Annotated in this window: 26 protein-coding genes and 2 tRNA genes; 22 read left to right on the top strand and 6 right to left on the bottom strand. The window is 71.1% G+C overall.

Features of this window, described 5'->3' with window-relative positions; all coding sequences use genetic code 11:
* Positions 1 to 65: 65 nt before the first annotated feature.
* Positions 66 to 839: a trimeric intracellular cation channel family protein gene (locus H563_RS14540; protein WP_022880949.1), complete on the bottom strand. Its 774-nt coding sequence runs from the start codon at positions 837 to 839 to the stop codon at positions 66 to 68.
* A 69-nt stretch (positions 840 to 908) separates the two neighbouring features.
* Here H563_RS14540 and recO point away from each other — a divergent pair, with 69 nt between their 5' ends.
* The 5 genes from recO (at position 909) to H563_RS0101970 (ending at position 3,961) form a co-directional block, all read left to right on the top strand.
* The gene (recO, locus tag H563_RS0101990) at positions 909 to 1,649 is read left to right on the top strand and encodes a DNA repair protein RecO (RefSeq protein WP_022880948.1); all 741 of its coding nucleotides are present in this window, start codon (positions 909 to 911) and stop codon (positions 1,647 to 1,649) included.
* Positions 1,646 to 2,455, top strand: a complete 810-nt coding sequence (locus H563_RS0101985; RefSeq protein ID WP_022880947.1) for an isoprenyl transferase — start codon at positions 1,646 to 1,648, stop codon at positions 2,453 to 2,455. The genes recO and H563_RS0101985 overlap by 4 nt, the downstream gene beginning before the upstream one ends.
* Before the next feature lie 87 nt (positions 2,456 to 2,542).
* Positions 2,543 to 3,055, top strand: coding sequence for a GNAT family N-acetyltransferase (locus H563_RS14535; protein WP_022880946.1), 513 nt, complete (start codon positions 2,543 to 2,545; stop codon positions 3,053 to 3,055).
* Positions 3,056 to 3,083: 28 nt separating this feature from the next.
* A complete protein-coding gene (locus H563_RS0101975; protein WP_022880945.1) occupies positions 3,084 to 3,770 on the top strand; it encodes a DsbA family oxidoreductase in 687 nt (228 codons plus the stop codon).
* Positions 3,767 to 3,961, top strand: a complete 195-nt coding sequence (locus H563_RS0101970) for a hypothetical protein (RefSeq protein WP_022880944.1) — start codon at positions 3,767 to 3,769, stop codon at positions 3,959 to 3,961. Before H563_RS0101975 ends, H563_RS0101970 begins: the two co-directional genes overlap by 4 nt.
* Positions 3,962 to 3,963: 2 nt before the next feature.
* Here the strand turns inward: H563_RS0101970 and H563_RS0101965 are convergent, their stop codons facing one another.
* Entirely contained in the window at positions 3,964 to 4,452 is a 489-nt protein-coding gene (locus H563_RS0101965; RefSeq protein WP_022880943.1) for an aminoacyl-tRNA deacylase, read from the bottom strand.
* A 43-nt stretch (positions 4,453 to 4,495) separates the two neighbouring features.
* On the opposite strand from H563_RS0101965, the gene dusB reads away from it, so the two are divergent.
* The 8 genes from dusB (at position 4,496) to H563_RS0101925 (ending at position 15,330) form a co-directional block, all read left to right on the top strand.
* The gene (dusB, locus tag H563_RS0101960; protein WP_022880942.1) at positions 4,496 to 5,659 is read left to right on the top strand and encodes a tRNA dihydrouridine synthase DusB; all 1,164 of its coding nucleotides are present in this window, start codon (positions 4,496 to 4,498) and stop codon (positions 5,657 to 5,659) included.
* On the top strand, positions 5,649 to 6,941 hold the full coding sequence (locus H563_RS0101955; protein WP_022880941.1) for a deoxyguanosinetriphosphate triphosphohydrolase: 1,293 nt from the start codon (positions 5,649 to 5,651) through the stop codon (positions 6,939 to 6,941). The genes dusB and H563_RS0101955 overlap by 11 nt, the downstream gene beginning before the upstream one ends.
* Positions 6,942 to 6,998: 57 nt before the next feature.
* Complete coding sequence (gene dnaG / locus H563_RS0101950; protein WP_022880940.1) at positions 6,999 to 8,870, top strand: DNA primase; 1,872 nt, start codon at positions 6,999 to 7,001, stop codon at positions 8,868 to 8,870.
* A 153-nt stretch (positions 8,871 to 9,023) separates the two neighbouring features.
* Positions 9,024 to 10,640, top strand: coding sequence for an ABC transporter substrate-binding protein (locus H563_RS0101945; protein WP_022880939.1), 1,617 nt, complete (start codon positions 9,024 to 9,026; stop codon positions 10,638 to 10,640).
* Positions 10,641 to 10,712: 72 nt separating this feature from the next.
* Entirely contained in the window at positions 10,713 to 11,813 is a 1,101-nt protein-coding gene (locus tag H563_RS0101940) for an ABC transporter permease (RefSeq protein WP_022880938.1), read from the top strand.
* Positions 11,813 to 12,811, top strand: a complete 999-nt coding sequence (locus H563_RS0101935) for an ABC transporter permease (protein ID WP_027478983.1) — start codon at positions 11,813 to 11,815, stop codon at positions 12,809 to 12,811. The genes H563_RS0101940 and H563_RS0101935 overlap by 1 nt, the downstream gene beginning before the upstream one ends.
* Positions 12,808 to 14,505 (top strand): dipeptide ABC transporter ATP-binding protein, encoded by a 1,698-nt coding sequence (locus tag H563_RS0101930; protein ID WP_027478982.1) that lies wholly within the window; start codon positions 12,808 to 12,810, stop codon positions 14,503 to 14,505. The genes H563_RS0101935 and H563_RS0101930 overlap by 4 nt, the downstream gene beginning before the upstream one ends.
* 9 nt (positions 14,506 to 14,514) lie before the next feature.
* Positions 14,515 to 15,330: an ATP-binding cassette domain-containing protein gene (locus H563_RS0101925; RefSeq protein WP_022880937.1), complete on the top strand. Its 816-nt coding sequence runs from the start codon at positions 14,515 to 14,517 to the stop codon at positions 15,328 to 15,330.
* A gap of 40 nt (positions 15,331 to 15,370) precedes the next feature.
* On the opposite strand, the gene H563_RS0101920 is transcribed toward H563_RS0101925, so the two are convergent.
* Positions 15,371 to 15,443 (bottom strand) — tRNA-Asn (locus tag H563_RS0101920).
* Between the two features lie 88 nt (positions 15,444 to 15,531).
* Positions 15,532 to 16,095: a peptide deformylase gene (gene def / locus H563_RS0101915; protein WP_022880936.1), complete on the bottom strand. Its 564-nt coding sequence runs from the start codon at positions 16,093 to 16,095 to the stop codon at positions 15,532 to 15,534.
* Positions 16,096 to 16,135: 40 nt separating this feature from the next.
* Here def and H563_RS0101910 point away from each other — a divergent pair, with 40 nt between their 5' ends.
* The 6 genes from H563_RS0101910 to H563_RS14510 all read left to right on the top strand — a co-directional run bounded on the left by H563_RS0101910 (position 16,136) and on the right by H563_RS14510 (position 21,095).
* Positions 16,136 to 17,050, top strand: coding sequence for a DMT family transporter (locus tag H563_RS0101910; RefSeq protein ID WP_022880935.1), 915 nt, complete (start codon positions 16,136 to 16,138; stop codon positions 17,048 to 17,050).
* A 95-nt stretch (positions 17,051 to 17,145) separates the two neighbouring features.
* Complete coding sequence (locus H563_RS17175) at positions 17,146 to 18,408, top strand: glycosyltransferase (RefSeq protein ID WP_245556802.1); 1,263 nt, start codon at positions 17,146 to 17,148, stop codon at positions 18,406 to 18,408.
* Positions 18,399 to 18,472 (top strand) — tRNA-Ile (locus tag H563_RS0101900). The genes H563_RS17175 and H563_RS0101900 overlap by 10 nt, the downstream gene beginning before the upstream one ends.
* A 63-nt stretch (positions 18,473 to 18,535) precedes the next feature.
* Complete coding sequence (locus H563_RS17565) at positions 18,536 to 18,922, top strand: VOC family protein (protein WP_027478980.1); 387 nt, start codon at positions 18,536 to 18,538, stop codon at positions 18,920 to 18,922.
* A 146-nt stretch (positions 18,923 to 19,068) separates the two neighbouring features.
* On the top strand, positions 19,069 to 19,773 hold the full coding sequence (locus tag H563_RS14515; protein ID WP_022880934.1) for a PIG-L deacetylase family protein: 705 nt from the start codon (positions 19,069 to 19,071) through the stop codon (positions 19,771 to 19,773).
* A complete protein-coding gene (locus tag H563_RS14510) occupies positions 19,770 to 21,095 on the top strand; it encodes a protoporphyrinogen/coproporphyrinogen oxidase (protein ID WP_051142617.1) in 1,326 nt (441 codons plus the stop codon). The genes H563_RS14515 and H563_RS14510 overlap by 4 nt, the downstream gene beginning before the upstream one ends.
* On the opposite strand, the gene H563_RS0101880 is transcribed toward H563_RS14510, so the two are convergent.
* Entirely contained in the window at positions 21,067 to 21,792 is a 726-nt protein-coding gene (locus tag H563_RS0101880; RefSeq protein WP_022880932.1) for an SOS response-associated peptidase, read from the bottom strand. The two genes, H563_RS14510 and H563_RS0101880, sit on opposite strands and share 29 nt — an antisense overlap.
* 51 nt (positions 21,793 to 21,843) lie before the next feature.
* Between H563_RS0101880 and H563_RS14505 the strand changes: the two genes are divergently transcribed.
* The 3 genes from H563_RS14505 (at position 21,844) to H563_RS0101860 (ending at position 25,060) form a co-directional block, all read left to right on the top strand.
* Complete coding sequence (locus tag H563_RS14505; protein WP_022880931.1) at positions 21,844 to 22,350, top strand: AAA family ATPase; 507 nt, start codon at positions 21,844 to 21,846, stop codon at positions 22,348 to 22,350.
* A 34-nt stretch (positions 22,351 to 22,384) separates the two neighbouring features.
* Positions 22,385 to 24,061, top strand: coding sequence for a bifunctional 3'-5' exonuclease/DNA polymerase (locus tag H563_RS0101870; RefSeq protein WP_022880930.1), 1,677 nt, complete (start codon positions 22,385 to 22,387; stop codon positions 24,059 to 24,061).
* A gap of 138 nt (positions 24,062 to 24,199) precedes the next feature.
* Complete coding sequence (locus H563_RS0101860; RefSeq protein ID WP_022880928.1) at positions 24,200 to 25,060, top strand: DUF1684 domain-containing protein; 861 nt, start codon at positions 24,200 to 24,202, stop codon at positions 25,058 to 25,060.
* On the opposite strand, the gene H563_RS0101855 is transcribed toward H563_RS0101860, so the two are convergent.
* Positions 25,057 to 25,620, bottom strand: coding sequence for a PadR family transcriptional regulator (locus H563_RS0101855; RefSeq protein ID WP_022880927.1), 564 nt, complete (start codon positions 25,618 to 25,620; stop codon positions 25,057 to 25,059). The genes H563_RS0101860 and H563_RS0101855 overlap by 4 nt on opposite strands.
* Positions 25,621 to 25,638: the final 18 nt, after the last annotated feature.

The following is a 25,638-nucleotide window of genomic DNA, read 5'->3' as shown; positions in this document are numbered from 1 at the left end:
CAGCGGGGGCGAGCGCCCGCGGGTCGACTCACGCGCAGCGTGAATGGAGACCAGCGGGGCGCGCGTCAGCCGGCCGGCGGCTCGCCGCCGTCGCCGCGCGGCACCACCTTGTACGTGGTGATGGTGCCGGTGGCAGTGTCGACGTACTCGCGCGGGGCGATCTGACGCCGGCGCAGCAGCCCGAAGCCGACGTTCGCGCGGCTGAGCTCGAGGGTGCGCTGCTCGGGCAGGCTCCAGCCGAAGGCGACGGCGAGCAGGCGCACGGCGAAGGTCACCGCCGCGCTCACGGATGCCGCCACGAACACCGGCACGTCGAGATCGTGCAGCACGACGAGCGTCACCGTGCCGATGCCCGCCGCCACGGCGTAGAACGACCCGACGTGCATCACCGTGATGGGCATGTTCAGCAGGATGTCGCGCAGCACGCCGCCGCCGACGGCGGCCAGAACCCCGACGAACGCCGCCGGGATCTCGGGCAGGCCGTACGCGAGCGCCTTTGACGTGCCGATGGCGCCGAACAGCCCGAGCGTGAGCGCGTCGAGCACCGTGATCGCGGTGTCGAAGCGGGTGAAGACGCTGGCCAGCAGCATGCCGATGAGCGCCGCGGCGACCGCGGCGGGGATGTATCCGTCGCTGCGCAGGGCGACCAGCTGGGTCGACAGGGCGATGTCGCGCAGCACCCCGCCGCCGAGGCCGGTCGCGACGCCGATCACGGCGACGCCGAACAGGTCGATGCGGCGCTCCCGGAAGCCCGTGGCGTAGGCGGCGCCCTGGATGCCGCCGATCGCGATCGCCGCGTACTCGGCCCAGACCGGGATTGCGAAAGTGGCGCCGCTCATCGCCCCCGATTCTCCCATGCGCTGCCGCGCCGCCAGGCCGATGACAGCGCCGGCGGCCATAATTGGCGGGTGCCCGTCTATCGCGACGAGGCGGTCGTGCTGCGCACCCACAAATTGGGCGAGGCCGACCGCATCGTCACCATGCTCTCCCGCCGGCACGGCAAGATCCGCGCCGTGGCCAAGGGGGTGCGACGCACCGCGTCCAAGTTCGGATCGCGGCTGGAGCCGTTCATGGTCGCCGACGTGCAGCTGTACGAGGGCCGCAGCCTCGACGTGATCCAGCAGGCCGAGACGCTCGGAGCGTACGGGGCCGACATCGCCGCCGACTACGCCTCGTACACGGCGGCCAACGCCATGGTCGAGACGGCCGACCGCCTCACCGAGGCCGAGGGCTCCCTGCAGCAGTTCCTGCTGCTCGTCGGCGCGCTCCGGTCGCTTGCGCGCCGCGAGCATGCGCCGGGGCTCACCCTCGACTCCTACCTGCTGCGGTCGCTGTCCATCGCCGGCTGGGCGCCGTCGTTCGGGCAGTGCTCGCGCTGCGGCGCCCCTGGCCCGCACGGACGCGTCGTGGTGCAGCTCGGCGGGGTCGTCTGCGACGACTGCGCCCCGGCCGGCACCGCGCAGCTCGACGCGTCCACGCTCGGGCTGCTCGGGGCGCTGCTGGCCGGCGACTGGCCGAGCGCCGAGGCATCCGATGACCGCACCCGCGCGAAGGCGAGCGGCATCGTCTCCGCGTATCTGCAGTGGCACCTGGAGCGCGGGCTGCGCTCGCTCACCCACGTGTCCAGAGAGGTTCCGCCCGCGTCATGACCCCCAAGCCCCACACGCACAAGGACGCCGTGGAGTACCGCCCGGTCGACTGGACCGGGCTGTACCCGCCCGAGCTGCCGGCCTCCGCCGTGCCGAACCACGTGGCCGTGGTCATGGACGGCAACGGCCGCTGGGCGAACCGTCGGGGTCTGCCGCGCATCGAGGGCCACCGGGCGGGGGAGGCGGCGCTGCTCGACGTCGTCGCCGGCGCTCTGCAGATCGGAATCAAGCACCTGTCGGTGTACGCGTTCTCCACCGAGAACTGGGTGCGCTCGCCCGACGAGGTGCGCTTCCTGATGGGCTTCAACCGTGACGTGCTGCACCGCCGCCGCGACCAGCTCAACGAGTGGGGGGTGCGGGTGCGCTGGGCGGGCCGCACACCCAGGCTGTGGCGCTCGGTGATCAAGGAGCTGCGGTTCGCCGAGCAGCTCACCGCCGACAACGACGCGCTGACCCTCACCATGTGCGTCAACTACGGCGGGCGCACCGAGATCGCCGACGCCGTGCGCTCCATCGCCGAGGACGTGGCGGCCGGGCGCGTGCGGCCGAACGCCGTGAACGAGCGGATGCTGGCGCGGCGGCTCTACCTGCCCGACATGCCCGACGTGGACCTGTTCGTCCGCTCCTCGGGAGAGCAGCGCACCTCCAACTTCCTGCTCTGGCAGTCGGCGTACGCCGAGATGGTGTTCCTCGACACGCTCTGGCCCGACTTCAGCCGCGAGGACCTGTGGCGCGCCGTCGAGATCTTCGCCGGCCGCAACCGCCGCTTCGGCGGCGCCGTCGACGCCCCGGAGGGCACCGGATGATGGTGCGGTTCGAGGAGCACGACCGCACACCCGCGCACTGACCGTTCCCGTCACCTCGCCGACACACCGGGCGAATATGCTGGTCACGTGGAGATCAGGTTGCGGACGGATGCCGACATCCCGGCGCTGCTCGCAGCGCTGAAAGCCACCCACGAGGTCGACCAGTATCCGGTGCTGCCGACCAACATCTCCCGGGAGTGGCTGCTCGAGGGCGACGACGGCATGGCGTGGGTCGCCGAGCACGACGGCGAGGTGGTCGGCCACATCGCGGTCGCCGCGGCCGAAGAGGACGAGTACGCCCTGGCCATGCACCGGCTCTTCGTGCGGCCCGACGCCCGCGGCCGCGGGGCGGCATCCGCTCTGCTCACGACGGTCGAGACCTACGCGCGCCTGCTCGGACAGGATCTCTTCCTCGAGGTGGTGAGTCACAACACCGACGCCATCAACCTGTATACGAAGCGCGGCTGGCGGCGGGTCGGCGGGTACATAGCCACCTGGCGGGCGCCCGACGGCACCCACCCCGAGATCATCCTCTTCGCCGCGCCGCACAACGATCAGCGGCGCGTGCTCCCGGTCGGCACCGGCAAACCCACGGAATAGCGTCGCGCGGGGGCGGGTTGGCACCGGCATGAGCTCCGATCCGATCAAGGTCGACATCTGGTCCGACATCGCCTGCCCGTGGTGCTACATCGGCAAGCGCAAGTTCGAAGCGGGCAGCGGCCTGTTCACGGGCGCCGACGCGGAGCGCCGCGTCGAGGTGGAGTACCACTCCTTCGAGCTGAGCCCCGACACGCCCGTCGACTTCGAGGGCAACGAGGCCGACTTCCTGGCACGGCACAAGGGCATCTCGCCCGAGCAGGCGCAGCAGATGCTCGACCGGGTCTCGGGCATCGCCGCCCAGGTCGGCCTGCACTACGACTACGAGCACATGCAGCACACCAACACCGTGCTCGCCCACGAGGCGATCCACTTCGCCAAGGCGCACGGCCGGCAGCTCGAGATGGAGGAGCGGCTGTTCTCCGCCTACTTCCTCGAGGGCAGGCACGTCGGCAAGGTCGCCGAGCTCGCCGCCCTCGGCGCCGACATCGGCCTCGACCCGCAGGAGCTGACGCAGGCGCTCGAGCAGCACACCTTCCTCGACGCCGTGCGCGCCGACCAGCGCACCGCAGCCGAGTACGGGATCCAGGGCGTGCCGTTCTTCGTCATCGACGGCAAGTACGGGGTCTCCGGCGCGCAGGAGGCGCAGACCTTCGCGCAGGTGCTCGAGCAGGTCTGGCAGCTGCGCGAGCAGGAGGGCGAGGAGGTGCCGGCATGAGCGAGGCGAAGCCGCTCGTGAGCCTGGGGGATCCGGACGCGGTCGTCTGCGCGGGGGATGTCTGCGAGGTGCCGCAGGTCTCCATTCACGCGAAGCGTGAGTCGACCAGCGGAGCGGCGGAGCGTGAGTCGACCAGCGGAGCGGCGCCGGTCGACTCGGCTGCGCAGCAGCCGAATGGAGACCCGGCCTAGCGCTACTCCGGCTCGGTGATGTCGGCGACCGTGGCCCCGAAGGCCGCGATCAGCGCATCCGCGTCGACGAAGGCGCTGTAGCCGTGATCGCCCGCGCCGAGGGCGATCTCCCGCCCCGGCACGGTCGCATCGGCGAACACCGGCCACTCGCGCGCCGTGCCGAGCGGCGTGATCGTGCCGCGCTCGTAGCCGGTGGCCTCCAGGGCGACGGATGCGTCGGGCAGCTGCAGCTTGTTGACGCCGACGACCGCCCGCAGCTTGGGCCAGGAGATCTTGCGCCCGCCGGGCACCAGCGCGAGCAGGAAGTCGCCGTCGTGGCGCTTCACCACGAGGGTCTTCACGATGTCGGCGGGTTCGATGCCGAGCAGGCTCGCGGCCTGCTCCAGCGAGCGGGCCACGGGGCGCACGACGATGCGCACCGAGAGGCCGCGCGCCGCGGCATCCGCTTCGACCCGCGCCGTACCGCTCAGACCCTCGAACCGGTCCTGCACGCTCTCACCCGCCCTTCCCGCCCGATCTGAGAGAATCGAGACGATGTCCACCGCAACCCTAACCGCCGCCGCGCCCCTCCGACTGGGCGACCACCGGGTCGACGTGCCCGTCGTGCTGGCGCCGATGGCGGGCATCACCAACACGGCGTTCCGGCGGCTGTGCCGCGAGTTCGGCGCCGGGCTCTACGTGAGCGAGATGATCACGAGCCGCGCACTGGTCGAGCGCACGCCCGAGACGATGCGGCTGATCGGGCACCACCCGAGCGAGACCTTCCGCTCCATCCAGCTGTACACGACCGACCCCGACACGGTGCGCGAGGCGGTCACGATCCTCGTCGCCGAAGATCGCGCCGACCACATCGACCTGAACTTCGGATGCCCCGTGCCGAAGGTGACGCGCAAGGGCGGCGGCAGCGCGCTGCCGTGGAAGACGGGGCTGTTCCGCGAGATCGTCGAGAACGCGGTGCGCGCCGCGGGCCCGCTGCCGCTCACCGTGAAGATGCGCAAGGGCATCGACGACGACCACCTGACCTATCTCGAGGCCGGCCGCATCGCACAGGATGCGGGCGCCGCCTACGTGGCGCTGCACGGCCGCACCGCCGCCGACATGTACTCGGGCCACGCCGACTGGGGCGCGATCGCCCGGCTGAAGGAGGCGCTCGACATCCCGGTGCTCGGCAACGGCGACATCTGGTCCGCCGACGACGCGCTGCGCATGATGCGCGAGACCGGCGTCGACGGCGTCGTCGTGGGGCGCGGATGCCTCGGCCGGCCGTGGCTCTTCGGCGACCTCGCGGCCGCCATGCGCGGGCAGTGGAGCGAAGGCTCCGGCTACCACCCCGACCTCGGCACGGTCGCCCGGGCGTTCCGCCGGCACGCGGAGCTGCTCGTGGAGTTCTTCGAGGACGAGGGGCGCGGCTGCCGCGACATCCGCAAGCACGTGGCCTGGTACTTCAAGGGCTACCCGGTCGGCGGCGAGCTGCGCGCGAAACTCGCGACCGCCTCCAGCCTGGCCGAGATCGACGAGCTGCTCGGCACCCTCGACTGGTCCCTGCCGTATCCGGGCGAGGGCGCCGAGGGGGCGCGCGGGCGGCAGGGCGGTCCGCGCACGCCGGCGCTGCGGGACGGCTGGCTGGACAGCCGCGACGTCGACGGCGTCACCCGGGCGGACATGTCGGCCAACGAGGCGCACAACAGTGGCGGCTGAGCTCCACGAGGCGCTCGGCCGGCCCGCGCTGCCGTCGTCGCTGCGCGCGTACTCGGAGTTCGACCGCGAGCGCTGGCTGCCGGAGGAGCACTCGACGCGGCGCAGCGACTTCGCCCGCGACCGGGGCCGGCTGTTCCACTCCAGCGCGCTGCGGCGGCTCGCCGCGAAGACGCAGGTGCTGAGCCCGACGGCGGGCCTCGACTTCGCCCGCAACCGGCTCACGCACTCGCTCGAGGTGGCGCAGATCGGCCGGGAGCTCGCGACCAACCTGGGCCTCAACCCGGACGTGGTCGACACGGCGTGCCTCGCGCACGACCTCGGGCATCCGCCGTTCGGGCACAACGGCGAGAAAGCGCTGTCGGACTGGGCGGCCGACGTCGGCGGCTTCGAGGGCAACGCGCAGACGCTGCGCCTGCTCACCCGCCTCGAGCCCAAGGTGTTCGGCCCCGACGGCCGCCCCTACGGGCTCAACCTGACCCGGGCCAGCCTCGACGCGAGCTGCAAGTATCCCTGGCCGATCCAGCACGCGATCGCCGACCCGTCGGGGCGGGCCAAGTTCGGCTTCTACGAGGACGACACGCCCGTGTTCGAGTGGCTGCGGCACGGCGCGCCCGAGCGGGTGCGCTGCATCGAGGCCGAGGTGATGGACCTCTCCGACGACATCGCCTACTCCGTGCACGACTTCGAGGACGCCATCGTGAACGGCTACATCGACGTCGCCGCGCTGTCCGCACGCGTGGATCACGAGGAGCTGATCGCCGCCGTGCAGGAGTGGGCGGGCGACGAGTTCGACGCCGCCGAGCTCGCCGAGGCCTTCGACCGGCTGGCCGCCATGGACGTCTGGATCGACCGGTGGGACGGCTCCCGGTACGCGCAGGCGCAGCTGAAGAACCTCACCAGCCAGCTGATCGGCCGCTTCGCGCGCGCGGCGACGCGCGCCACCCGCTCCGCCTACCCGAGGCCGAGCCTGACCCGGTACGGCGCCTCCATCATCGTGCCCCGCGAGGTGCGCGCCGAGATCGAGGTGATGAAGGGCATCACCGCCGCGTTCGTGATGTCGAAGAACACGAGGCAGCCGATCTACCGGCGCCAGCGGGAGCTGCTCACCGCCCTGCTCGACGCGCTGGTGGCGGGGGAGGGGCGCGACCTCGATCCCGGGTTCGCGGAGGACTGGCGGCACGCATCCGATGACCGCGCCCGCAAGCGGGTCGTGCTCGACCAGGTCGCCTCGCTCACCGACCAGAGCGCGATCTCGTGGTTCGAGCGGCTCGTGCAGCAGTGATGCACAGGCGCAAAGCCCGGGGCCGCCCGGCGCACCGGCGACCGTAGGATTGAGCGCATGCCCGGCCTCATCCGACACTCCGACGTCGAAGAGGTCAAGGCGCGCACCAACATCGCCGACGTCATCGGCGAATACGTCGCCCTCAAGCCCGCCGGCATCGGCTCGCTGAAGGGCCTGTGCCCCTTCCACGACGAGCGCAGCCCGAGCTTCCACGTGCGGCCGCAGCTCGGCTACTACCACTGCTTCGGCTGCGGCGAATCGGGCGACGTGTACTCGTTCCTGCGCGCGATGGACCACGTCACCTTCGCCGAGGCGGTGGAGCGGCTGGCCGCCCGCATCGGCTACCCGCTGACCTATGAGGAAGGCGGGGGACGCAGCGAGGAGGAGCGCGGCTCCCGCGCCCGGATCCTCGCGGCGAACAAGGAGGCCGAGCAGTTCTTCGCCGGCCGCCTCACCGCGCCCGACGCCGAGGCCGGGCGCCGCTTCCTCGGCGAGCGGGGCTTCGATGCGGCCGCGGCGGTGCACTTCGGCGTCGGCTACGCGCCCAAGAGCTGGGACGAACTGACCAAGCACCTGCACGGGCGCGGGTTCCGCGACGACGAGCTGCTGGCCGCGGGCCTCGTCTCGCAGGGCAGCCGCGGGGTGTACGACCGCTTCCGGGGCCGGGTGGTGTGGCCCATCCGCGACGTCACCGGCACCACGGTCGGCTTCGGCGCCAGGCGCCTCTTCGACGACGACGAGGGGCCGAAGTACCTGAACACGCCCGAGACCCCGGTGTTCCACAAGGCACAGGTGCTCTACGGCCTCGACATCGCCAAGCGCGACATCTCCCGCGGCAAGCAGGTGATCGTCGTCGAGGGATACACCGACGTGATGGCCTGCCACCTCGCCGGCGTCACCACCGCGGTCGCCACCTGCGGCACCGCGTTCGGCCCCGACCACGTGCGACTGCTGCGCCGCATCCTCGGCGAAGACGGCGCCGAGAGCCAGGTGGTGTTCACCTTCGACCCCGACGCCGCCGGCCAGAAGGCGGCCGAGCGGTCCTTCGCCGTGCTGCAGGAGCAGCGCATCGCCGCGCAGACCTACGTGGCCGTCGGCCCCGACGGGCTCGACCCGTGCGACCTGCGGCTGGCGCAGGGCGACGACGCCGTGCGCCGCATGATCGACGCCAAGAAGCCGATGTTCGAGTTCATGCTGCGCCAGCTCGTGCGCCGCTACGACCTCGACACCGTGGAGGGCCGCGTGGCCGCGCTGCGCGCTGCCGCGCCGATCGTCGTCGGCATCCGCGACCCCGCGCTGCGGCCCGGCTACACGCGCGAGCTCGCCCGCATGACCGGCAGCGAGCTCGCCGAGGCGCAGAGCGCGGTGCGGGCCGCAGGCGGCAACAGGGCGAGGGGCACGGATGCGTCGCAGCGGCCGCCGCGGGAGGCATCCGTCGACCCCGCCTCGCCCCCGTCGGTCACCATCGCGGACCTCGGCAACGACCCCGTCACCACGACCGAGCGGTTCGCCCTGATGGCCGTGCTGCAGCTGCCGGAGGCCATCGGCGCGCAGCTCGTCGGCCGGGCGATGCAGGCCAAGCTGTTCAACCCGACGCTCAACCTCGTGAAGGACGCGATCGCCGCGAACGTCGACGCGTTCGGCACCAGGGACTGGTTCTCGCGCATCCTCGCCGACCTGCCCGAGCCGTTCCGGCCGCTGCTGCAGCAGCTCGCCGTCGCGCCGATCCCGGAGCGCAACGAGGAGGCGGCCAGGGTGTGGGCGCGCGCCATCGTGGTCTCGCTCATCGAGAAGGACATGGTGGGGCTGAAGGCGGAGCTGCAGAGCCGGCTGCAGCGCACCGATCCGGCCGACGCCGAGACCCGCGCGGCGATCAGCCGCGCCATGGCCGACCTCGAGGTGGAACGCCGCCGGCTGCGTGGCGAGTGAACCCGGTCGATTTGCAGGGCCGTCACGGCGCGCAATACAGTTCACGGCTAAGAAGCATCCTCGTGTGAGGCATGATTCTGCGTCCGACGACGGATTCCGTCGTCAGCACCCGGACGTCCTTGTCCATTCCTGAAGGAAAGTGAGTCCAACGGCATGAAATCCGTTTCGGCTCGGCGTGCCCGCCTGCTCGGCGCCGCAGCGGCCCTCGCGGCCACCGCGCTCGTCCTCGCCGGATGCGCCAGCGGCAACAGCGGCTCGTCCAGCAAGACCATCACCATCGGCACGACCGACAAGATCACCTCGCTCGACCCGGCCGGCGCGTACGACAACGGTTCCTTCGCCGTGATGACGCAGGTGTACCCCTTCCTCTTCGACACCCCGTACGGCAGCCCCGACGTGAAGCCCGACATCGCCGAGAGCGGCACCTTCACCGACCCGAACACCTTCGAGGTCAAGCTGAAGACCGGCCTGAAGTTCGCGAACGGCCACAAGCTCACCTCCTCCGACGTGAAGTTCACCTTCGACCGCCAGCTGAAGATCGCCGACCCCAACGGCCCCTCCTCGCTGCTCGGCAACCTCGCGAGCGTCACCACGCCCGACGACACCACGGTCGACTTCCACCTGAAGACCGCGAACGACCAGACCTTCGAGCAGGTGCTCTCCAGCCCTGCCGGCCCGATCGTCGACGAGCAGGTCTTCTCGGCCGACAAGGTCACCCCAGACGACGACATCGTCAAGGGCGAGGCGTTCGCCGGCCAGTACAAGATCACCTCGTACAAGGTCAACCAGCTCATCCAGTACCAGGCGTTCTCCGGCTACAAGGGCCTGCTCGCGCCGGCGAAGACCAAGACGATCGACGTCAAGTACTACGCCAACGCGTCCAACCTGAAGCTCGACGTGCAGAAGGGCGCCGTCGACGTGGCCTACCGCTCGCTCGCGGCGACCGACATCGCCAGCCTGCGCAAGGACAAGAACGTCAAGGTGGTCGACGGCCCGGGCGGCGAGATCCGCTACATCGTGTTCAACTTCGACACCATGCCGTTCGGCGCGAAGACCGCCGACGCCGACGCCAAGAAGGCGCTGGCGGTGCGCCAGGCCGTCGCCGACGTGGTCGACCGTCAGGCGATCGCGACGCAGGTGTTCAAGGACACCTACACCCCGCTGTACTCGTACGTGCCCGACGGTCTGACCGGCGCGACCAAGTCGCTCGAGACGATGTACGGCGACGGCAAGGGCGGCCCCGACGTCGACAAGGCGAAGGCCACGCTCGCCGCGGCCGGCATCACCGGCAAGGTGAAGCTCAATATCCAGTTCACGACGGACCACTACGGCCCGTCGTCGCAGGACGAGTACGACCTGATCGTCGACCAGCTGAACAAGAGCGGACTGTTCACCGCGACGGACGACTCCACGGAGTACGTGCAGTACTCCAAGGACCGCGTCAACGACGTGTACCCCGAGTACCAGCTCGGCTGGTTCCCCGACTACTCCGACGCCGACAACTACCTCACCCCGTTCTTCTCCAAGGACAACTTCGTCGCGAACCACTACGACGACGCCGAGGTGCAGAAGCTGATCACCGAGGAGATCGGCACCACGGATTCGGATGCCCGCACCAAGCTGATCGAGGAGATCCAGGACAAGGTCGCCGCCGAGCTGCCCACCCTTCCCCTGCTGCAGGGCTCGCAGGTCGCCGTCGTGGGCAAGGATGTGAAGGGCGCCACGCTCGACGCCTCCTTCAAGTTCCGCTACGCGACGCTGAGCAAGTAGTCACGGCACCGTGCGAGGGGCGGTCCGCATGGCGGGCCGCCCCTCGCACTGCCCCTCGAACGATTGGTCCACATGACGACATCGGTCGACACCGTTCCGGCCCCCGACGCGCCCGCGTCGATCCAGCCTTCCGGCACCGCATCCCGCCAGGGCGGCGGCTTGATCCGCTACCTCATCGTGCGGTTCCTGCTGATCTTCCCGACGATCTTCATCCTCGTCACCCTCGTCTTCTTCCTGATGCGGGCAACGGGCGACCCGATCACCGCCGCGCAGGGCGGCCACGTGCCGCCCGCGCAGCTGAAGCACCTCATCCACGAGGCCGGATACGACCGGCCGCTGATCGTGCAGTACCTGCAGTACCTCGGGCAGATCGCCCGCGGCGACTTCGGCACCACCTTCACCGACCACCAGAAGGTGACCACCGTGCTGCTGACGTACGGCTCGGCGACGCTCGAGCTCGCGTTCTACGCGCTCATCGTGGCGTTCCTGGTGGGCATCCCGCTCGGACTGCTGGCCGCGTACATCCGCGACCGCTGGGGCGACGCCGTGCTGCGCATCCTCGCCGTGCTGTTCTACGCCACGCCCGTGTTCTTCTCCGGGCTGCTGCTGAAGCTGATCTTCGCCTCGTGGCTCGACGTGCTCCCGGTCGCCGGGCGTGCCTCCACGAGCGTGGAGCTCGAGATGCAGCTACTGCCGCACCCGACGGGCATCTACCTGATCGACGCGTTCCGCACCGGCGATCCGGCGGCGGTGCCCGACGTGCTGGAGCACGCGGTGCTCCCCGCGGTCGCCCTGGGGCTGCTCACGGCGGGCGTGTTCCTCCGGCTCGTGCGCACCAACGTGATCGGAACGTTCAACACCCAGTACGTCGACGCCGCCCGCTCCCGCGGGGTGGGCGAGTTCCGGCTCGTGACCAAACATGCGTACAAGCCGGCGCTCATCCCGATCATCACCGTGATCGGACTGCAGATCGCCCTGCTGCTCGGCGGCGCGGTGCTGACCGAGACCACCTTCGAGTGGAAGGGTCTCGGGTTCCAGCTGAACGCCTATCTCGGTTCCCGCGACTTCGTGGCCGTGCAGGGCATCGTCGCGCTGCTCGCGGTGATCGTCGCCGTGGTGAACTTCATCGTCGACGTGATCGCCGCCCTCATCGACCCGAGAGTGAGGTTCTGATGTCCACGGCATCCGTTCTCGCACAACCCCGCAAGCGGTCGCTGCTTCGCCGCCTGCCCATCGTCGCGCAGCTGAACCAGAGCGTCGGCGTGCAGCGCTTCATGCTGCTGACAGGCGTGATCATCACCTCCGTGTACGTGCTCGTCGCGATCTTCGCGGACGTCATCGCCCCGTACAGCTACAGCGCGCTCAGCGGCGCCGACGGCCGCAACTTCGGTTCGCAGCAACCGCCCGGCGCCGCGCACCTGTGGGGCACCACTGTCGGCGGGCTCGACGTGTTCAGCCGCACCATCTACGGCGCGCGCACCGCGCTCATCGTGGTGGTCGTCGCGGTGGTGCTCTCGATGGTCATCGGCGTGCTGCTCGGGCTGCTCTCCGGCTACTTCGGCGGCCCGCTCGACCGGGTGCTCGTCGTGATCTGCGACGCGATCTACGCATTCCCGTCGCTGCTGCTCGCGATCGTCATCTCCATCATGATCTCGGGCGGCCAGTCGACGTTCTGGAGCGGCATCCTCTCCGCCGCCTTCTCGATCACGGTCGTCTACGTACCGCAGTACTTCCGCGTCGTGCGCGCCGAGGTGGTGCGGGTCAAGGCGGAGGCCTTCGTCGAATCCGCGAAGGTGATCGGCGCCCGCCACAGCCGAATCCTGTTCCGGCACGTGCTGCGCAACTCGATCCGCACGCTGCCGCTGATCATCACGCTGAACGCGACCGAGGCGTTCGAGACCCTCGCCGGCCTCGGCTTCCTCGGCTTCGGCATCGCCCCGTCGGCGGCGGGCGAGTGGGGCTACGACCTGCAGAAGGCCCTGGCCGACGTGACGAGCGGCATCTGGTGGACGGCCCTGTTCCCCGGCCTCGCCATCGTGTTCCTCGCCCTCGGCATCTCGCTCATGGGCGAGAGCCTGAACGACCTGGCCGACCCGCGCCTGCGGCGGCGCCAGGCCGACGCGGGCGAGTCCGCCGTGCCCGCCGAGACCGTCGTGGAGGCGCAGTCATGAGCAACGTGGTCGACATCGAGAACCTTTCGGTGCGCTTCGCGACGGATGCCGGCGCCGTCACCGCCGTCGACGGCGTGAGCCTGTCCGTGGGGGAGCGCGAGATCCTCGCCATCGTGGGCGAGTCGGGCTCCGGCAAGTCGGTGACGAGCAAGACCATCCTCGGTCTGCTGCCCGAGACGGCGACGGTGCGCGGGGCCGTGGTGCTGCGCGGCCGCGGGCGCGACGCCGGCGTCGACATCGTCACGCTGGGCAAGAAGGAGCTGCGCGAGGTGCGCGGCCGTGACGTGGCCATGGTCTTCCAGGAGCCGTCGAGCGTGCTCAACCCCGTGTATCCGATCTGGTGGCAGATCGCGGAAGGGCTGCGCGCGCACGGCAAGGTGAGCCGGGCCGAGGCGCGCCGCCGGGCCGTCGAGGTGCTCGAGCGGGTCGGCATCCCCGAGCCCGAGAAGCGCATCGACCACTACCCGCACGAGTTCTCCGGCGGCCAGAAGCAGCGCATCGTGATCGCCATGGCGCTCGTGCTCAACCCCGGCCTGATCGTGGCCGACGAGCCGACGACCGCGCTCGACGTCACGGTGCAGGCCGAGATCCTCGACCTGCTGCGCTGGTGTCGCGACGAGTTCGGCTCCTCGATCATCCTGATCACCCACAACATGGGCGTGGTCGCCGACCTCGCCGACCGGGTCGCGGTCATGTACCGGGGGCGCATCGTCGAAGAGGCCGACGTGGCCGCGCTGTTCTCCGCGCCGCAGCATCCGTACACCCGCGACCTGCTCGCCGCGGTACCGCGCGTGGGCGGCGGGCACTCGGCGACGGCCCTGAGCCGCGAGGCGACGGATGCCTCCGCCGAGGTCCCCCGCGAACCCGTCGTCGCCGCCCGCGGGCTCGAGGTCACCTACCCGGGGCGGCTCGGCCGCTCCGGATTCCGCGCCGTGCGCGGCGTGGACTTCGAGATCGGCGCGGGCGAGGTGCTCGGGCTCGTCGGAGAGTCGGGCTCGGGCAAGACCACGATCGGGCGCGCCATCGCGGGCCTAACGAAGGTGACCGGGGGCTCGCTGCGGGTGCTCGGGCACGAGATGCGCGGCATCCGCGAGCGCGCCTTCCGGCCGGTGCGCAGCGATCTCGGCTTCGTGTTCCAGGATCCCGGCACGAGTTTCAACCCGCTGCTCACGATCGGCGAGGCGATCGCGGAGCCGATGGTCGTGCACGGGCGCGCCGCGTCGCCCGACGACGCCCGGGGCCGGGTCGAGGAGCTGCTCGAGGCCGTGCAGCTGCCGCGCGACTACGCCGACCGCTTCCCGCACGAGCTGTCGGGCGGGCAGCGTCAACGCGTGTCGCTGGCGCGCGCACTCGCCCTCGAGCCGACGCTCGTGGTGTTCGACGAGCCGACCTCGGCGCTCGATGTGTCGGTGCAGGCGCGCGTGCTCGAGCTGATCCGCGAGCTGCAGCAGCGCTTCGGCTTCGCCGGCCTGTTCATCAGCCACGACCTCGCGGTCGTCGACCTGCTGGCCACGCGCATCGCGGTGATGTACCGGGGCAAGCTGGTCGAGACGGGTCCGAACTCGCAGGTGCTCGGCGCGCCGCGCGACCCGTACACGCAGCGGTTGCTGGCGTCCCTGCCGGTGCCCGACCCAGCCGAGCAGGCGGCACGCCGCGAGGCCCTGCACGCGCTCGCGCACGCCGACGGAGCCTAGGCTCGAACGGTGAGCTCCACCCCCTCCGCCGACCTGCCGATCGTCGTCGACGACCTCTCCGCCTGGTACGAGGTGCGCGGGCGCACGGGGGCGCAGGCTCTCGACGGCGTGAGCGTCACGGTGCGCCAGGGCGAGGTGCTCGGCGTGATGGGCGAGAGCGGCAGCGGCAAGTCGACCCTGGCCCGCGTGCTGGCGGGCGAGCTGAAGCGGAGGGGACCGGGCGGGTACGAGTTGCGCATCTCGGGCGGCGACGCGTTCGTGCATGGAACGGCGCTGCGCTCGCTCTCGCCCGGGAAGCGGAACCGGCTGACGTTCCACACCGCCTACCTGCCGCAGGACGCGCAGGACCGGCTCGAGCGCACCGACACTGTCGCCGAGCTGATCGCCGCCCCGATCTTCGCGCGCGACAAGCACTTCGATCGGCGCAGCGCCGAGAACCGGGTCGCCGCCGTGCTGGACGCGGTCGGGCTGCCGCTGGCGACCATGGAGCGCTACCCCTATGAGCTCTCGGACGGGCAGCGGCAGCGGGTCGCGATCGCCCGCTCGCTCGTGCTCGGCCCGAACGTGCTGATCGCCGACGAGCCGACGGCCGGCATCGACGTCACCGTCCGCAACGCGGTCGTGAACGTGGTGGCGCGGCTGCGGGAGGACCCGCGATTCGCCGGACTGCTGGTCACCCACGACGTCGCGGTGCTGAAGCAGCTGAACGCCACCGTGCTGGTGCTGCACCAGGGGGCGGTGGCGGGGTACGGGCCGCTCGACGAGGTGTTCCGATCGCCGGAGCATCCGTACCTCGCGCGGCTCGCGCACGCGTTGCAGCTGTAACGCCAGCGGAGGCGCGCTCGGAGAGGGGGGAGAGAAGAAGCTCCCCGGCTTGGACTCGAACCAAGAACCTATCGGTTAACAGCCGATTGCTCTGCCAATTGAGCTACCGAGGATCACTGCCCGACCGAGCGGGCAACGGGAGCCAGCTTAATGCCTCACCGGGGCGTGCTCCAAATCGCCCAGGTCCGCCCCGGCTCGGGCTCAGCCCTCGAGGTCGTCGACCCCCGGCAGCCACTGCCGGCCCGGCACGCCCCAGCCGCGCTTGCGGCTGATCTTGGGCCAGTCGCGGTCGAACGGACGCGGCAGCCGGTCCAGGTACAGGGTGCCGTCGAGATGGTCGTATTCGTGCTGGAAGATGCGGGCGAGCCATCCCTCGGCGCGGATCTCGAACGGCTGCTCGTCGAGGTCGACCGCCTGCAGGATGGCGCGCGCGCCGCGGCGCAGCGGGAACCGCTCACCGGGGAAGGAGAGGCAGCCCTCGGACTCCTCGTCCTCGTCGGCCTCGCCGGTCGGCGCGGGCGTGATCCAGAGCTCCGGGTTGATCGCGACCCCGCGGTGCTCCACGTCGTCGTCCGTCCAGCCGAAGACGAACAGGCGCTTGGCGACGCCGACCTGCGGCGCGGCCAGCCCGACGCCCGGGGCGGCGTCCATGGTCTCGTACATGTCTTCCACCAGGCGCCGCAGCTCGTCGTCGAAGACCGTGACCGGATCGGCGGGGGAGTGGAGGACGGGATCGCCCTGGATACGGATGGGGAGCACGGCCATTCGCCCAGGATATCGGCCGGCCGTCAGGTACCTTACGAGGGTGCTCGCCGCCCCTGCCCTGGACGCCCTTGCGCTGAACCCGACGCAGTTCCTCGGCATCCCGCTCGCACTGATCGGCGCGGTGTTCCTCTCCATCGGAGCGCAGCTGCAGCACCGCGGGGTGGCGAAGGTCGACGACGCGTCCGCGGGCGACGCCGCCGCGGGCGGCCTCGATTTCGCGCAGTTGCGGATGCTGCTGCAGCGGCCCAGCTGGGTGACCGGCACCCTCATGCTCGGCGCCGCGATCGTGCTGCAGCTGACCAGCCTCGCCTTCGCGCCGCTCATCGTCGTGCAGCCGCTCGGCGCGTTCGCCCTCGTGGTCACCTCGATCGTCAACGCCCGCGTCACCCGCTCGGCGCTCAACCGGCTCAGCGTGCTCGCGATTTGCCTGTGCGTGGCCGGCGTCGGCGCGTTCGTGCTGATCGCCGCGTTCCAGGCGCGCGAGGTGCCGATCCAGGAGCGCGAACTGGTCGAGGTGCTGTCGATCCTCGGCGCGGTGCTCGTGCTCTTCGCCCTGGGCTTCGCGGCGATGCGCCGTCATATGCGCGCGCTGGTATACGTCGTCGGCGCGGGGGTGCTGTACGGCTTCGTCGCCACCCTGGCCAAGGTCGTCATCGCCCGTCTCGAGCAGCGGGACGTCGACTGGCTCACCGCGGTGTGCGTCGTGGCGCTCGTGGCAGCCGTGGTCCTCGGGGCCTACTTCGTGCAGAACGCCTACGCGTCGGGCCCGCCCGATCTCGTCATCGCCGGGCTGACGGTGATCGACCCGATGGTCGCGGTGACGATCGGGATCGCGATCCTCAATGAGGCGGCGCAGGCGCAGTTCTGGGCGGTGATCGTCTGGCCGCTGACGGGCGTGCTCGCCATCGCCGGCGTGGTGCTGCTGGCGCGGCATCACCCGCAGGTGAAGCCCTGATCCGACACCCCGCGTCACCCCCGGAGCACCGGGAAACGGCGCGCCTAGACTGGGTGGTCAACACCCCTGACAACCTTGACGCGAGGTAACACGACGTGAACGATACGAGCGCCGCGCACCCCGAGCCGCTGACGATCCTGCTGGGTTGCGACACCTTCGCCCCCGACGTCAACGGAGCGGCGCGGTTCGCGGAGCGGCTCGCCGCCGGCCTGGTCGCGCGCGGCCACGAGGTGCACGTGATCGCGCCCGCCTACGACGGCGTCGGCGAGCGTGACGAGGTGCACGAGGGCGCGACGATGCGCGTGCACCGCCTGTTCAGCCTGCGCTGGCTGCCGCACGACTGGCTGCGCTTCATGATGCCGTGGACGATGGAGCGCAATTCGGGCCGCATCCTCGACCGGGTCAAGCCCGACGTGGTGCACTTCCAGTCTCACTTCGTGGTGGGGCGCGGACTCTCCGTCGCGGCCGTGCGCCGAGGCATCCGTGTCGTCGCCACCAACCACACCATGCCCGAGAACATGCTCGAGTACACGCTGGTGCCGAAGTTCCTGCAGCCGATCCTGCTCAAGTGGTCCTGGTGGGACGCGGGCCGCATCATGCGCCGCGCCTGCGCGGTGACCACGCCGACGCAGCGGGCCGCGGAGTACCTGACCGCCGGCACCGGGATCCCGAACGTGCTCGCCGTCGGCAACGGCGTACGGGTGGCCGAGTACACGCCGAACTTCGCGCCGCGCACCGAGAACCGCATCCTGTTCGTCGGCCGCGTTACGGGCGAGAAGCGCATCGACGTGCTGCTGCGCGCGATCCCGCTGCTGCCTGAGTCACTCGACGTCAAGGTCGAGATCGTCGGCGACGGCGACCAGAAGCATCATCTCGAGCGGATGGCGCAGCAGCTCAGCATCGCCGACCGGGTGACCTTCAGCGGCCATGTCGACGAGGCCGAGCTGAAGCGCGCGTACACGCGCGCGACCGTGCTCGCCATGCCCTCGACCGCCGAACTGCAGTCGATCGTCACGATGGAGGCGATGTCGTCGGGGCTGCCGGTCGTGGCAGCGGATGCGATGGCGCTGCCGCACCTCGTGCACGACGGCGAGAACGGCTACCTGTTCCGCCCCGACGACGAGCACGACCTGGCGGCGAAACTCGAGAAGCTGCTCACCCTGCCGCCCGCGGAGTTCACCGCGATGAAGATGGCGTCGCTGCGGCTCATCCAGATCCACGACATCGACCGCACCCTCGACACCTTCGAGTGTCTGTATCGTGGACTCCCGGTGGCCGACGCCCTCGCAGAACCCGACCTCGGCGAGGTCGCGGAAGAAGGCGAGGTCGCCGGAGAAGACGCCACCGCGGGGCGGTAGCTCAGCCGGTTAGAGCAGTGGACTCATAATCCATCGGTCACGGGTTCAAGTCCCGTCCGCCCTACACGTGCCGAAGGCGGCTCGCCGCCCGTTCCGGCGGGAGCCCGCCGCGAGTACGGTCTGCCGCATGACGAGCATCTGGCCTTTTCTCGCGGCGGGCGACGTCGACGCCGCGGTCGCTTTCTATATTGAGGCGTTCGGCGCGGTCGAGGAGTCGGAGCGGTTCCGCTCCGATGACGGTTCGCAGGTCGCCGTGCTGTCGATCGACGGATTCTCCGTGGGGGTCGCCACGGAAAGCGCGGAGTTCCGCACCCCGAGCCCGCAGTCCGTGGGCGGCACGATGGTCCGCATCCACCTGGACGTGGACGACCCGGACGCCGTGGCGGCGCGGGCGATCGCGGCGGGCGCGGAGGAGATGTTCCCCGTCGCCGACCAGCCCTACGGGGTGCGCCAGGGGCGGGTCGTCGACCCGTTCGGCCACCACTGGCTGGTCAGCGGCCCGCTGAAGGCCTGAGCCGGCTCGACGCTGCGGGTGGCGCCGGCCACCGCACCTGTTCCTTTCGTGAAACAAAGTGCCGCTATGGTGTCCTCCATAAGGGGGGCAACCCGACCGGCCGCCCCCGTGATCTCACCGGCCTACCCAGGTTGAAGGACACGCCCATGCCCGCACGACGCGTGCTCGCGATCGGAGCACACCCCGACGACATCGAACTCGGCTGCGGCGGCGCGCTCGCGCGGCACGTCGCCGACGGCGACGAGGTCGGCATGCTCGTGGTCACCCGCGGCGAGGTGGGGCCGGGGGAGACGCTCCAGCGGGTCGCCGAGCAGCACCGCGCCGTCGACGTGCTCGGCGTGCAGACGCTGATCTGGGGCCGCGACATCGCCGACTGCCAGGTGAGCCTGCACGAGCTGGAGTTGGTGCATCAGATCGAGGACGCGATCGCCCGCGTGCAGGCCGACATCGTGTACACCCACTCGGTCAACGACAGCCACCAGGATCATCGGGCGGTGGCGTTGTGCACCACCGGCGCCGCGCGGCACGTCTCGACCGTGCTGAGCTACGGCGCCCCCTCAGCGCTCGCGTTCACCCCGACGACCTTCGTCGACATCACCGAGGTGCTCGAGGTGAAGATCGAGGCGCTGCTGTGCCACGCGACCCAGGTGCAGGCCAGCGAGATGGTGAGCGCCTCGCGCGTGCGCAGCACCGCCGAGCACTGGGGCCACCAGTGCCGGCGGCCGTTCGCCGAGGGCTTCGAGCCGGTGCGGGCCATGGTCTTCGAGCCCGTGCGCGACATGGCCGAGCCGCCGGCTGCGTCGCGGATCGCCGGGGCGGACCCGGAGTGGGATCGCGCGGTCGCCTCATGACCCAGGTCCGCTTCCTCGTCATCGGAGCGGGTCCGACGGGTGTGGGCGCGGCCGCGCGGCTCGTCGAGTTGGGGGAGGACCACCTGGTGGTCGACTCCGCCGACCGGGTGGGAGGTGCCGCGGCATCCGTCATCGACGACGCCGGCTTCACCTGGGATCTCGGCGGTCACGTGATCCACAGCCATTTCGCCGCATTCGACGACGCGGTCGCCTCGAGCGGCGTCGCGCTGAACCGCGTCGAACGGGCGGGCCGCGTCTTCATCGACGGATGCCTCGTGCCGGCGCCCATCCAGCAGCAACTCGACGCCCTCCCCGCCGACCTGCGGCCGGAGGCGCCGGCCGCGAATCTCGCCGAGTACTACCGCAATTGCTTCGGCGATGAGCTCTACCGGCGGTTCTTCGCGCCGTTCAACCGCAAGATGTGGACGGCCCCGCTGGAGCTGGTCGACCACGACTGGACCAGCCTGCGCAGCGGCAGCGCCGCGCCGAACGTGCCCGCCCTGGGGCTCGCGCGCGACTTCGTCCCGGCCCGCGAGACGTTCCCGTACCCCGTCGGCGGCACCGGCGCGCTGTGGCAGGGCATCGCCGAGCGGCTGCTCGACCCGCACCGGCTGCGCCTCGGCGCGCGTGTCGTGTCGGTCGACGTGCCGCGGCGCCGCGCCGTGCTCGACGACGGGCAGGCCGTCGACTACGAGTTCTGCATCTCCTCCGCACCGGTGACCGCCGCGGCCGCGTGGGCCGGCCGCCCCGACCTCACCGCCGGGCTGCGCGCGAGCCGGGTGCTGGCCGTCGGCCTCGGCTTCGATGGCGTGCCGCCCGAGCCTCTCGCCGCCGCGACGTGGATCTACAGCCCCGACGCCGACGTGCCGTGGTACCGGCTCACCGTGCTCTCCAACTACGACCAGGGGCTCGCAGGCTCCGGCCGGTGGAGCGTGCTGGGCGAGGTGCCGCTGTTCCCCGGCGAGGAGGTCGATGTCCGGGCCGCGGTGGAGGCGACGGTCGGTTCTGTCGCGCGGCTGGCCGGGGCATCCGTCGCCCCCGTGTCGACGTGGACGCGCAAGTTGAGCACGGGCTACCCGGTGCCCACGCTCGGGCGCGACGTGGCCCTGCGGGCGATCGACGAGCTGCTGTCGGCGCACGGATTCTTCAGCCGGGGCCGCTTCGGCGGCTGGCGCTACGAGTCGTGCAACCAGGACTACGCCTACCAGCAGGGGCGCGACGCGGTCGATGCCGCGCTCGGCGGCGCCGCGGAGGACGCGTACTGGCGGCCCGAACGGTTCCGCGCGACCGAGCTCAACCCTCCTGTTCCAGCGGCCGGATGAGCTCGGGGCCGTCGCCCTTCACCGGCCCGACCCGGGTGAACTCGAGCCCCGAGGCGACCTCGAGCGACGCCGCGACGGCCTCGTCGAGCAGCCGCTGGTCGCCGACCACCGTCGGGTCGATCCAGTGCTCCCACAGCTCGCGCGGCAGCATCACCGGGTTGCGGTCATGGATATCGGCGAGCGTCTGCACCGTGTCGGCCGTGAGGATCGTCGCCGTCAGCAGCCACCGGTCGGGGTCGTCCTTGTCATAGGCGGGGTCGGCCCACCACGAGTACAGCCCGGCCATGCCGAGCAGCTCGTCGCCAGGGGGATGGATGAAGTACGGCGTCTTGGTCTTGCCCACCGTCTGCCACTCGTAATAGCCGTTGGCGGGGATGATCGCCCGCTTGGAGACCACCGACGGCTTGAACATCGCCTTCTCGGCCGCCGTCTCGGCCCGCGCGTTGAAGGTGGGGAACTTGAGCTTCTTCTCCTTCGACCACGACGGGATCAGCGACCAGTACGCCGTCTCGAACCGCCGCTGCGGCGGCGCGTCCCCCTTCTTCGTCTCGAGGATCACCCCGATGCGGTCGGTGGGGCTGATGTTCCACGACGGCACCCAGCTGGCGGGCACGTAGTCGTCGAGCCGCCCGCCCGACATCACGAAGTCGGTGATCAGCTGGTTGACCTTGTCGTCCAGCGCGAAGCGTCCGCACATGCCCCCATCATGCCGCGCCGCGCCGACACCGCGGATCGCTAGCATCGCTGCATGCTCATCGCGATGGCAGGCCTTCCCGGCGCCGGCAAGAGCGCGGTGGCGACCGAGCTGGCACGGATGCTTCCCGCAGTGCACCTCGTCGTCGACGAGTTCGAGGACGCGATGCTGCGCGCGGGCCTGCGCGCGAGCTATGAGACGGGCCTCGCCGCCTATCTCGCGGTCGAGGCCGCCGCCCGCACCAACCTCGCGGCCGGCGCGCACGTCGTGGTCGACGCGGTCAACGACCACCCGTACGCGCGCGGCCAGTGGGAGCGCCTGGCTCAGTGGATGCGGGTTCCGCTGCACTTCGTCGAGGTGGTCTGCTCGGACGAGACGCTGCACCGCACGCGGCTCGAAGGCCGCAGCCGCCCGTTCCAGGCCCTCCCGGAGCCGACGTGGGGGTCGCTGCTGCCGCGCCGCGCGATGCTCGCCGAGTGGCGGGGGGAGCGGATCGTGCTCGACAGCGCCCTGGCCGGGCCATCCGATCTCGCCAAACGGGTGCTCGCGCTCGTGCGCTGACCGCGGTGTCGGCGCCGACCGGGAGAATGAGGGCGTGCACATCGTCCTCGACCGCGGGCCGGGCGGCGCGGTCGTGGCCACCGAGTTCGACGCCGACGGCGGCGCGCTCGGCAGCACCGAGCTGGCCGCATCCGCTCTGCCTGCGTTCGTGCGCGAGCGCGAGGCCGCGCACCCGCGCTGGGTGTGGTCGAGCACGGCGCGCTGGTACCCCGAGCTGCTGGCCGCCGGCGTGCGGGTGCGGCGCTGCGTCGACCTCGTGCTGTGCCACCGCATCCTGCGCGCCTCGCTGCTCACCGCCGGAACCGAGCTCGCCCGCGCCTCCGATGGGCCGTGGGACCGTCTCGCCGCCGCCGTCACCGCTCCCGCCTCGGCCGACGCGCCGCCGGCGCTCTTCGACGTCGTCGCCGACAGCGCCGATGAGCCGGATGCCGTGAGCGAGTTCTCCCGCCAGCAGGCCGCCGTCGCCGCATCCGTGCAACCCGGCCGGATCCGGCTGCTGGTGGCCGCAGAGTCTGCCGGAGCTCTGATCGCCGAGGAGATGCGCTTCGCCGGAATGCCGTGGCGCGCCGACGTGCACGACCGTGTGCTCACCGAGGCGCTCGGGCCGCGGGTGCCGCACGGGCGCCGGCCCGCGAAGCTCGAGGCCATGGCCGAGCAGGTGCGCGAGCTGCTCGGCGCTCCGGCGCTCAACGTCGACTCGCAGCCCGAACTGCTCGCCGCGCTGCGCCGGGCCGGGCTCGACGTGCAGTCCACTCGGAAGTGGGAGCTGCGCGACCTCAACCACCCGGTGATCGCGCCGCTGCTGGAGTACAAGGCGCGCTCCCGGCTGCTCACCGCCAACGGCTGGGCGTGGCTCGACTCCTGGGTCCGCGACGGCCGGTTCCATCCCGACTATGTCGTCGGCGGGGTCGTCACGGGGCGCTGGGCCACGAGCGGCGGCGGAGCGCTGCAGTTGCCGAAGAACATCCGCCGCGCCGTGGTGGCCGACGCGGGCTGGAAGCTGGTGGTCGCCGACGCGGCGCAGCTCGAACCGCGCGTGCTCGCCGGGCTCGCCGGCGATCAGGGCATGGCGGATGCCGGGCGCGGCCGCGACCTCTACGACTCGGTCGTGCGCGCCGGCGTCGTCGCCAGTCGGCACGAGGCGAAGGTGGCCATGCTCGGCGCGATGTACGGAGCCACCACGGGCGACAGCGCCCGGCTCAAGCCGCGGCTCGCGCGCGCGTTCCCGCGAGCGCTCGCGCTCGTGGACGGCGCCGCCGCGCAGGGCGAGCGGGGCGAGCAGGTGATGAGCCGGCTGGGGCGCACCTCGCCGCTGCCCGCAGGAAGCTGGCGCGAGGTGCAGGAGCGCGCATCCCAGCCGAACGCGTCGGCTGCCGACGAGCGCCGCGCCCGCGCCCAATCGCGCGACTGGGGCCGCTTCACGCGCAACTTCGTGGTGCAGGCGTCGGCGGCCGAGTGGGCGCTGTGCTGGATGGCCGAGGTGCGGCTGCGGCTCGCCGAGCTGGGATCCGGCCGCTTCGACGACTCGCCGCACCTCGTGTTCTTCCTGCACGACGAGATCATGGTGCACACGCCCGAGGCGTTCGCCGCCGACGTGGAGCGGATCGTGCGCCGTGCCGCGCTGGATGCCGGGCGGCTGCTGTTCGGAGAGTTCCCCGTCGACTTCCCGGTGACGGTGGCGGTCGTCGACAGCTACGCCGACGCGAAGTAGCCGAGCCCTCCGGCCCCCGCCGGCTGAGGAGCGCGCAGCGCGTCTCGAAGCCCCGTGTCGCACTCCGCACCCCGCCGGCTGAGGAGCGCGTAGCGCGTCTCGAAGCCCGTGTCGCACCCCCGACCTAGGATGAACCGCATGACCGACACCGCCACGCAGACCCCGGCTCAGCCCACTCCCGAAGAGCGCCTCGCGAGCTTCCGCCGCCGCCGCGAGGAATCGGTCAAACAGCCGCAGGGCAGCCTCGCGCTGGTCAACACGCAGTGGATCACGGGCGATCCCGAGCAGGCGCAGACGGTCTACGGGGTGCCCGGCACGTGGTATCCGCTGCCGGCCGGTGAGAAGGGGCTGCGCCTCGTGGCCACCGCCGCCGACGGCATCCGTGTCGACGGCGATCTCGTCGACGGTGAGGTGGTCGTGCGCGCCCGCGACGTCGAGCAGCCGAGTTCGATCGTCTTCGACGACCACACCACGGGCACGGTCATCGTCAACGAGGCGGGCACCGAGTACGCGCTGCGCGTGTGGGATGCGCAGGCCGACGACCTGCTCGCCTTCGGCGGCATCGACGCTTACGACTACAACCCCGAGTGGGTGATCAACGCGAGGTTCCGGCCGGTGGAGGGGCTCACGGTCGGCTTCGAGCACATCAAGGACGAGGGCGAGGAGCGCGAAACGGCGATCCCGGGAGAGATCGTTTTCGAGAAGGACGGCGTCAACTACAACCTGGCCGCGTTCAAGTCGGGCCGCGCCCTGCAGCTGGTGTTCGGCGATGCGACGAACGGGGAGGAGACCTATTCGGTCGGCCGCTTCCTGTTCGTGGCACCCAACCCCGACGGCACCATCACGCTCGACTTCAACCTGGCCGTGCTGCCGCCGTGCGCCTTCAGCTACCAGTTCAACTGCCCGATGCCGCCGAAGCAGAACCGCTTCGCCGTGCCCATCCGCGCCGGTGAGAAGCAGGCGCTGAACACCTCGGGCGGCCTGCTGCACGAGTTCTAGGCCGTCACCGCCTTCTTCGCGGGGCGTCCGCGTTTCGGCAGCGTCGTCGCATTTCCGGACGGCGCGATCTCGTCGGCCGACTCGCGCACGCGCGCTATCCAGGCGCTCTGCGCGTCGAGGTCGTGGATCGCGGCGGACAGCGCGAGCCTTCGGGCTGGGCTGGCCTCCGCCATCGCGGCGGCCAGCTCGCGCCGCCTGGCGTCGATCCAGGCCTCCTGCACGGCGAGCAGGCTCTCGATGTCCCGGCCGGGCAGGCTCAAGGCCATCACGCATTTCATCGCGAACTCGTCGCGCGCCCCCGACCCCGTCACCGGGGAGGAGAACCAGTCCGTGAGTGCGCCGCGCCCGGCATCCGTGATCTCGAACAGTTCGCGGCCCTCGGCGTCGGCGGCGCCGCGAGCGGCAAGTCCGTCGCGCACCAGGCGCGTCAGCGTCGTGTAGACCTGACCGACGTTGACGGGCCACGCCGACCCGGTACGACGCTCGAACTCGACCTTCAGTTGGAATCCGTAGCACGGGCCGACGCTGAGGATCGCGAGCAGGCTGTTGCGTACGGACACGTACGAATCCAATACCCG

It is taken from the genome of Gryllotalpicola ginsengisoli DSM 22003 (assembly GCF_000419445.1).
Classification (GTDB): domain Bacteria; phylum Actinomycetota; class Actinomycetes; order Actinomycetales; family Microbacteriaceae; genus Gryllotalpicola; species Gryllotalpicola ginsengisoli.
This window is presented reverse-complemented; position numbering and strand designations above follow the sequence as displayed.

Bases quoted from the DNA above. Each gene is read 5' to 3' on its own strand.
- H563_RS14540 (WP_022880949.1), bottom strand. From the start codon at position 839: ATGAGCGGCGCCACTTTCGCAATCCCGGTCTGGGCCGAGTACGCGGCG.
- H563_RS0101985 (WP_022880947.1), top strand. From the start codon at position 1,646: ATGACCCCCAAGCCCCACACGCACAAGGACGCCGTGGAGTACCGCCCG.
- H563_RS0101975 (WP_022880945.1), top strand. From the start codon at position 3,084: ATGAGCTCCGATCCGATCAAGGTCGACATCTGGTCCGACATCGCCTGC.
- H563_RS0101970 (WP_022880944.1), top strand. From the start codon at position 3,767: ATGAGCGAGGCGAAGCCGCTCGTGAGCCTGGGGGATCCGGACGCGGTC.
- dusB (WP_022880942.1), top strand. From the start codon at position 4,496: ATGTCCACCGCAACCCTAACCGCCGCCGCGCCCCTCCGACTGGGCGAC.
- dnaG (WP_022880940.1), top strand. From the start codon at position 6,999: ATGCCCGGCCTCATCCGACACTCCGACGTCGAAGAGGTCAAGGCGCGC.
- H563_RS0101945 (WP_022880939.1), top strand. From the start codon at position 9,024: ATGAAATCCGTTTCGGCTCGGCGTGCCCGCCTGCTCGGCGCCGCAGCG.
- H563_RS0101940 (WP_022880938.1), top strand. From the start codon at position 10,713: ATGACGACATCGGTCGACACCGTTCCGGCCCCCGACGCGCCCGCGTCG.
- H563_RS0101935 (WP_027478983.1), top strand. From the start codon at position 11,813: ATGTCCACGGCATCCGTTCTCGCACAACCCCGCAAGCGGTCGCTGCTT.
- H563_RS0101930 (WP_027478982.1), top strand. From the start codon at position 12,808: ATGAGCAACGTGGTCGACATCGAGAACCTTTCGGTGCGCTTCGCGACG.
- def (WP_022880936.1), bottom strand. From the start codon at position 16,095: ATGGCCGTGCTCCCCATCCGTATCCAGGGCGATCCCGTCCTCCACTCC.
- H563_RS17565 (WP_027478980.1), top strand. From the start codon at position 18,536: ATGACGAGCATCTGGCCTTTTCTCGCGGCGGGCGACGTCGACGCCGCG.
- H563_RS14515 (WP_022880934.1), top strand. From the start codon at position 19,069: ATGCCCGCACGACGCGTGCTCGCGATCGGAGCACACCCCGACGACATC.
- H563_RS14510 (WP_051142617.1), top strand. From the start codon at position 19,770: ATGACCCAGGTCCGCTTCCTCGTCATCGGAGCGGGTCCGACGGGTGTG.
- H563_RS0101880 (WP_022880932.1), bottom strand. From the start codon at position 21,792: ATGTGCGGACGCTTCGCGCTGGACGACAAGGTCAACCAGCTGATCACC.
- H563_RS14505 (WP_022880931.1), top strand. From the start codon at position 21,844: ATGCTCATCGCGATGGCAGGCCTTCCCGGCGCCGGCAAGAGCGCGGTG.
- H563_RS0101860 (WP_022880928.1), top strand. From the start codon at position 24,200: ATGACCGACACCGCCACGCAGACCCCGGCTCAGCCCACTCCCGAAGAG.